Source organism: Kitasatospora sp. NPDC059747, assembly GCF_042732955.1.
GTDB lineage: Bacteria > Actinomycetota > Actinomycetes > Streptomycetales > Streptomycetaceae > Kitasatospora.
On the sequence record NZ_JBHWGV010000115.1, the window covers coordinates 21,727 to 28,621 of the forward strand.

4 protein-coding genes and 1 pseudogene are annotated in these 6,895 nt (G+C 71.6%); 4 read left to right on the forward strand and 1 reads right to left on the reverse strand.

Annotation, left to right across the window (positions count from 1 at the left end; genetic code table 11):
- Positions 1-85 precede the first annotated feature (85 nt).
- On the reverse strand, positions 86-1,744 hold the full coding sequence (locus ACFV4G_RS35010; protein ID WP_380446226.1) for an allantoin permease: 1,659 nt from the start codon (positions 1,742-1,744) through the stop codon (positions 86-88).
- A gap of 272 nt (positions 1,745-2,016) precedes the next feature.
- Between ACFV4G_RS35010 and ACFV4G_RS35015 the strand changes: the two genes are divergently transcribed.
- The 4 genes and pseudogenes from ACFV4G_RS35015 to ACFV4G_RS35030 form a co-directional block, all read left to right on the forward strand.
- Positions 2,017-3,897 carry an ABC transporter ATP-binding protein gene (locus tag ACFV4G_RS35015; protein WP_380446227.1) on the forward strand — a complete coding sequence of 627 codons (1,881 nt, stop codon included), beginning with the start codon at positions 2,017-2,019 and terminating at the stop codon, positions 3,895-3,897.
- The gene (locus tag ACFV4G_RS35020) at positions 3,894-5,723 is read left to right on the forward strand and encodes an ATP-binding cassette domain-containing protein (RefSeq protein ID WP_380446228.1); all 1,830 of its coding nucleotides are present in this window, start codon (positions 3,894-3,896) and stop codon (positions 5,721-5,723) included. The genes ACFV4G_RS35015 and ACFV4G_RS35020 overlap by 4 nt, the downstream gene beginning before the upstream one ends.
- Positions 5,724-5,903: 180 nt before the next feature.
- The gene (locus ACFV4G_RS35025; protein WP_380446229.1) at positions 5,904-6,635 is read left to right on the forward strand and encodes a FadR/GntR family transcriptional regulator; all 732 of its coding nucleotides are present in this window, start codon (positions 5,904-5,906) and stop codon (positions 6,633-6,635) included.
- Positions 6,636-6,669: 34 nt separating this feature from the next.
- Positions 6,670-6,895: pseudogene (locus ACFV4G_RS35030) on the forward strand (hypothetical protein); the annotation flags it as partial.

The following is a 6,895-nucleotide window of genomic DNA, read 5'->3' on the forward strand; positions in this document are numbered from 1 at the left end:
ACCCCGGCGGGCCGTGGCTCATTCGACCGCAGCCACGGGCGCGGGTGCTCTCCGCTCAGGGTGGGCGGTCGCCGCTGTCCCCGGGTCAGCCGGCGATCGGCTGTGCGGGCAGCACGTGGTCACCGCCCTTGTCGGTGCTCAGGCACAGCGAGCAGACGGCCGCTCCGTGGGTGGCGCAGGCGGCCAGGTCGGGGCGTTCGTAGGGCTGGTGGCAGACGTGGCAGTCGAGAGTGACGGCGCTGGGATTGCCCGCAGCGTCGAGCAGGGGCTCGTCGATTCCGTCGCCGGTGCGGCGCAGGTAGTACCGGCCCTTGGTGACGATCGCCATCAGCGGGGTGAGGGCGAAGGCGATGACGGCGGCGGCCACGGGCGAGTACGGCTGGAGGGTGTCGCCGAGGGCGTGGAAGTACATGGCGATCGACAGGCCCGAGGCGGCGACGAAGGCCACCGTGCCGACCGGGTTGACGGCGTACAGCATCCCGCGCCGGAACTCGGGCTGGAGCGGGGAGAGCTTCAGCAGGTACTTGTTGACGCCGATGTCGGTGGCGACGGTGACGACCCAGGCGATCGCGCAGTTCGAGTAGAAGCCCAGGATGCTGTTGAGGAAGCTGAACATGTCGGCTTCCATCAGGGCGAGCGCGAAGCCGAGGTTGACCAGGACGAAGACCATCCGGCCGGGGTAGTGCCTGGTGACCCGGGTGAAGGAGTTCGTCCAGGCCAGCGAGCCGGAGTAGGCGTTGGTGACGTTGATCTTGATCTGGCTGATCACGACGAGCGCCACCGCGAGCGGGATGACCAGCCAGGACGGCATCATCGCGTCGAAGGCGCCCTTGAACTGCCGGATCGGCTCCGGGGCGGCGGTGGCACCGACCCCGGCGATGATGTAGACGGCGAGGAAGACGCCGATGGCCTGCTTCAGGGCGCCGAGGACCACCCAGCCGGGACCGGCCATGATCACGGCGGTCCACCAACCGCGCTTGTTGGCCCCGGTCTTGGGCGGCATGAAGCGCAGGTAGTCGATCTGCTCGCCGATCTGCGCGATCAGGGACAGGCAGACACCGGCGCCGAGCAGCACGGAGGCGGGGTTGACGCCCCCCTCGCCGTCGGTGCCGGCGTAGGAGAGGAAGCGGTCGACGGTGCCGGGGTCGTCGGCGATCAGGTAGACCAGCGGGGCGACCATCAGCACCAGCCAGACCGGCGTCGTCCACACCTGGAGCTTGCTGAGCGCCTTCATGCCGAAGATCACCAGGGGGATCACCATCAGCGTGGAGACCGCGTAGCCCAGCCACAGCGGCAGCCCGAGGCCGAGCTTGAGGCCCTGGGCCATGATCGAGCCTTCGAGGGCGAAGAAGATGAAGGTGAAGCTCGCGAAGATGACGCTGGTCAGCACCGAGCCGTAGTAGCCGAAGCCGGAGCCGCGGGTGATCAGGTCGAGGTCGATGTTGTAGCGGGCTCCGTAGTAGGCGAGCGGGAAGCCGGTGACGAAGATGACCACTGCGGCCACCGCGATCGCGACGAGCGCGTTGCCGGTGCCGTGGGCCAGGCCGATGCCGGCGCCGATGGAGAAGTCGGCCATATAGGCGATGCCGCCGAGCGCGGTGGTCGCCACGACCATAGGGGTCCAGCGGCGGTAGCTGCGGGGTGCGAAGCGGAGGGTGTAGTCCTCCAGGGTCTCCTTCGTCGCCTGGCTCTTCTCGGCGTCGGGTGGTGTGGTCGTCGTCGGACGCGACTCGGTGGTGGTCATGGCCCGCCTTTCCGGGGTGCGGTGTGAGCGGACACGCTAGGAACCGCTTGTTTCCCCACGGGCCCGCGCGGTGTGAACGGCGCGTAACCGGATGCTCACCCGCGACACTGCGCCGTGGCCCGCCGACCGCTTCGAACTCTCCCAAGGTCACCCGGTCGCCGTAATCGCCTTCGGTTCATCGGTTATTCGACGATGCTTCGATAAATTCAACGGAATTCCGGTAGCTCATATACGAATTGACACACGGTCAGGATTCCTGCCAGATTTGGCGAATGTTCGAGTCGAAGCGCTTCGACGGTGCCATTCGTTCGAGGGCGTCCCGCATCGCCCTGCTCCTGCGTCCACTGCGTGACGCGCGGCCGCCGCTCCTGGCCGCACTGGTCGGGCTCCTCGTCGTCCAGGCGGCCCTCCCGGCCGCCACCGCCCTGGCCACCGCGGTCCTGGTGGCCAGGGTGCAGGGCCATCCGGGTGCGGACCTCTTCGACGCCGCCCTCGTCCCGCTCGCGGTCTTCGGTGCCGTCCTGCTGCTCGGGCACGTGATCGAGGCGCTGACCGCGCCGCTGGGGCAGCTCGCCGCCCTCCGCATCGACGGGGCCCACCGGGCCAGGGTCCTGCGCCTCACCACGGCGAGCCCCACGATCGAGGCGCTGGAGACGCCCGAGGTGCAGCAGCTGATCCGCCGCGCCCGCGCCCAGCCGGCCAACTGGACCGAGCGCACCCCCGCCGACGGCGCGCTGGGGCGCCTGCGCCGCCTCGCCTCGCTCCTCGGCCTGGCCGGCGCCTGCGCGGTGCTGGCGCAGTACGTGTGGTGGGCGGTGCCCGCCCTGCTGGTGCCGGGCGCGGTCAACCAGTACCTGCGCAACCGTCAGGCGGACGTCTTCACGACGGTGTGGCGCAAGGGAATCCCGCACGGCATGCGCGCCGAGGCCTGGCAGGACGCGCTCACCGCCGTCGGCCCCAGCATGGAGGTACGGGTCTTCGGCTTCGGCGACTGGATGGTCGAGCGCATCCAGCGGCACGTGCGGGCGATGTTCGACCCCGTCTGGGAGCTCTCCCGCAGACTGCTGCGCAACGAGTGGAGCCAGTTCGTGCTGGTCGGCGTTCCCCTGGTCGTCGTGTACCTCGCGGTGACCCGGGACGCGGCCCGCGGCGTGGTCGGCATCTCGGCCCTCACCGCGGTGCTGACCGCCTCCTGGTCGCTCGTGCAGTCGCTGGGCTACAGCGAGGACGTCCGCAACATCCGCGCCGCGACGGAGGGCATGCTGGCCTACCGCGCGTTGCGCGAGGCCCTCGGCCCGCAGGCCGTCGGTGCGGTCGCCCTTCCCGTCCCCCGTACCGAGCGGCGCACCGCGCCACCACTGGTCGCCTTCGAGGACGTGTCCTTCGCGTACCCGGGCACCGGGCGCACCGTGCTCGACGGACTCAGCCTGGAGATCAGGCCCGGCGAACTGCTGGCCGTGGTCGGGCTCAACGGCGCGGGCAAGTCGACCATGATCAAACTGCTGTCCGGCCTCTACCGGCCCACCCGGGGCCGGATCACGGCCGACGGGATCGACATCGCCGAGCTGGGCGCCGCCGGCTGGCGTGAGCACGTCTCGGTCGTCTTCCAGGACTTCGTCAAGTACCAGCTGTCGGCCGCCGACAACGTCGCGCTCGGCCACGCCACCGTGCCCGTCGACCGGGTCGCCCTGGACGCCGCCGCGAAGGACTCCGGCTTCGACGCGGTGCTGGAACGGCTCCCCGACGGCTGGGACACCCCGCTCGCCCGCACTCGGACCGGCGGGGTCGACCTCTCCGGAGGCCAGTGGCAGCAAGCCGTCCTGGCACGCGCCCTGTACGCCGTGCACACCGGCGCCGACCTTCTGGTCCTCGACGAACCCACCGCGCACCTCGACGTCCGCACCGAGTTCGACGTCTTCCACCGCCTCGCCGAGCACCGTGGCGGCGCCAGTGTGGTGCTGATCTCCCACCGGCTGTCCACCGTCCGGCAGGCCGACCGGATCGTGCTCCTCGACGGCGGCCGGATCACCGAGTCCGGCACCCACGACGAACTCATGGCCCTCGGCGGCCGGTACGCCGGTCTCTTCGCCATCCAGGCCGAGCGGTTCCGCCTCGGCTACGACGACCGCACGGACGAAAGCGAGCCCTCATGACCCTGGACCCGCAGGCCGAGTTCCGGGCGACCGCGCGCGACTACGCGGGGCTGGCCCGCGAACTGTTCGCCCTCTCCCACCGCCGCTCGCCGGGGCTGACGATCGCCGTCCTGCTCACCCAGGCGCTCTCCCTGGTGACGGTCGCCGCCACCGCGCTGACCCTGCGCGCGGCCATCAACGGCGCGATCGACCACGACACCGGCACCGCCGTCGCCGGGGCGGTCGGAGCCGCCGTCGTCTACGCCGCCACCGCCGCGCTCACCGACCTGGGCTACAACGTCAAGGGCCAGTTGGTGGACCGGGTGGCCGTGCTGGACCTGCCGGCCTCGATCCACCGGGACATCGCGCTGCTGGACGGACTGGAGCACGTCGAGCGCAGCGACTTCCTGGACCGGGTGACGATCGTCCTCGGCGCTCCCTGGGCCATCGTCAACGGCTTCTGGTCGGCGGTCACCGCCGTCTTCGGCGTGCTCCAACTCGGCGTTTCCCTGGTGCTGCTGGGCACGGTGAGCCCCTGGCTGCTGCTCCTGGTCCTGTTCGCCGCCGCCCCGCTCTGGTTCGACCGCCGGGGCCGGCGCTGCGTCAGCCGGGCCGAGACCGAGACGGCGGAGGCGGTCCGGCTCCAGAAGCACCTGTTCGACACCGCGTCGGAGGCGGCGGCCGCCAAGGAGATCCGGGTCGCGGGGGCCGGCGGCGAGCTGGCCCGCCGTCAGGCCGCCCTCTGGGAGGAGGCTGCCGACCACCGGTTCCGGGCGCAACTCCACGCCGCCGCCTGGCGGGTGGGCGGCTGGACGCTCTTCACGGCCGCCTTCGTGGCCGCCCTGGCCGTCGTCATCCACCGCACCGCCCGCGGACACGGCTCACCCGGCGACGTCGTCCTCGCCATCACCGTCGCCTCCACCCTGAGGGGCTCGGTCGAGGCCGCCGTCGGCCGGACGACCGACTCCGTGGCCGCCCAGCGCTTCGTCGACCCCTACCTGTGGCTGCGCCGCTTCGTCGCTGACCGGCGCACGCACGGCTCCGGCGACCTCGCGACCCCGCCCCGGCTCACCGAGGGCATCGTCCTCGACCGGGTCAGCTACCGGTACCCCGGGACCGACCGGTTCGCCCTGGAGGACGTGAGCCTCACCATCCCGGCCGGGACGGTCGTCGCCGTCGTCGGCGAGTACGGCTCCGGCAAGACCACCCTGGTCAAGCTGCTCAACCGGTTCTACCGGCCGGACTCGGGCCGCATCACGGTCGACGGGGTGGACCTCGCCTCGTACGACGGCGCGGGCTGGCACGCCCGCACCAGCGCGGCGTTCCAGGACTTCGGCCGCTACCGGACCGTGTTCTCCGAGACCGTCGGCCTGGGCGACCTCCCGCACCTGGACGACCACGAGCGCGTCGCCGAGGCGCTTCACGAGGCGGAGGCCGCCGCCTTCGTCAGCCGGCTGCCCCAGGGCGTGAACACCCTGCTCGGCCGGGCCCTCGGCGGCGTGGAGCTCTCCGAGGGGCAGTGGCAGAAGACCGCCCTGGCGCGGGCGACCATGCGCCGCGAGCCGCTGCTGTTCGTCCTGGACGAGCCCACGGCCTCCCTGGACGCCCCCAGCGAACAGGAGATCTTCCAGCGTCAGATGGCCCGGGCCCGGGAGCTCGCCGCACGCACCGGGGCGATCACGGTCATCGTCTCGCACCGGTTCTCGACCGTCACCGGCGCGGACCTCATCCTGGTACTCGACCGGGGACGCCTCGAAGAGATCGGCTCGCACCACGAGCTCCTGGCCCGGCAGGGGCGCTACGCCGAGCTCTACGGCATCCAGGCAACGGCCTACGCCGGATCGTGAGCTACCACGAGCGGCTCCTCCTCCGAGTCGATACATGGGATGAATCTCGGGTGAAAGGCCACCCGAGGTGGCCAGAGGAAGGGCCGACGGGCGGCATAGTGCCAGGCAGTGTGCCGAGTTCAACGAAGGGAAGGCATTGGATCTCTTCCGAGACATAGGATCACCTGATACGTTGACGCCGTGTCCCTGACTGACAAAGCCATCGCCCGCATCCGTCGGATGATCCAGGAGGGCGAGCTGGCCCCGGGTTCGAAGCTACCCCCGGAGCAGCAGCTCGCGGCCGAGCTCGGCCTGTCCCGGAACCTGATGCGCGAGGCGGTCAAGTCGCTCGTCGTCGCCCGGGTCCTGGAGATCAGGCGCGGCGACGGCACCTACGTGACCAGCCTGGCGCCCGGTCTGCTGCTGGAAGGGCTCGGCGGTGCGGTAGAGCTGCTCCAGGGGGACACCGTCCTCGAACTCACCGAGGTGCGCAGGCTCTTCGAGCCCGTCGCCACCGCGCTGGCCGCCACCCGCATCACCGACGAGGACCTCGCCGAGGTGGAGCGTCACCTGGCGGCCATGCGGGACGCGCGGGACGACGTCGAGCTGCTGACCCGGCACGACGCCGCCTTCCACCGGGCGGTGATCCGCGCCACCGGGAACGAGACCCTGGCCACCCTGCTGGAGCACATCTCCGGGCGCACGCTGCGGGCCCGGGTCTGGCGCGGGCTGGCCGACGCCGACGCGGCCGGGCGGACCATCGCCGAGCACGAGGCGATCCTCGACGCCCTCGTCGCCCGCGACCCGAACCTCGCCCAGGCCGCCGCCCTGATGCACGTCAACACCACCGAACGCTGGCTGCGCGAGCACCTGGCCGAGGGGGAGGAGATCCCGGCGGCGACGAGACCGCAGCCGGACCCCCTCCGCACCTGACCGACCGTCAACCACCGACCGAGGAGCGATGCGCGTGAGAGTCGACGCGCACCACCACATATGGGAGTCGGGCCGGCGCCCGCACTCCTGGCTCGACGCGCCGGAGCTGGCCTCCATCCGGCGCGACTTCGGGCCGGCCGACCTGGCCCCCCGGGCCCGGGCGACCCGCCTGGTCCCCACCCGGGTCGTGGACGTCCTGCCGGTCCCCCCGGTCACCCCGGTGGTGGACGCCCCGGGCGGCGCCGAAACCGAGATCCCGG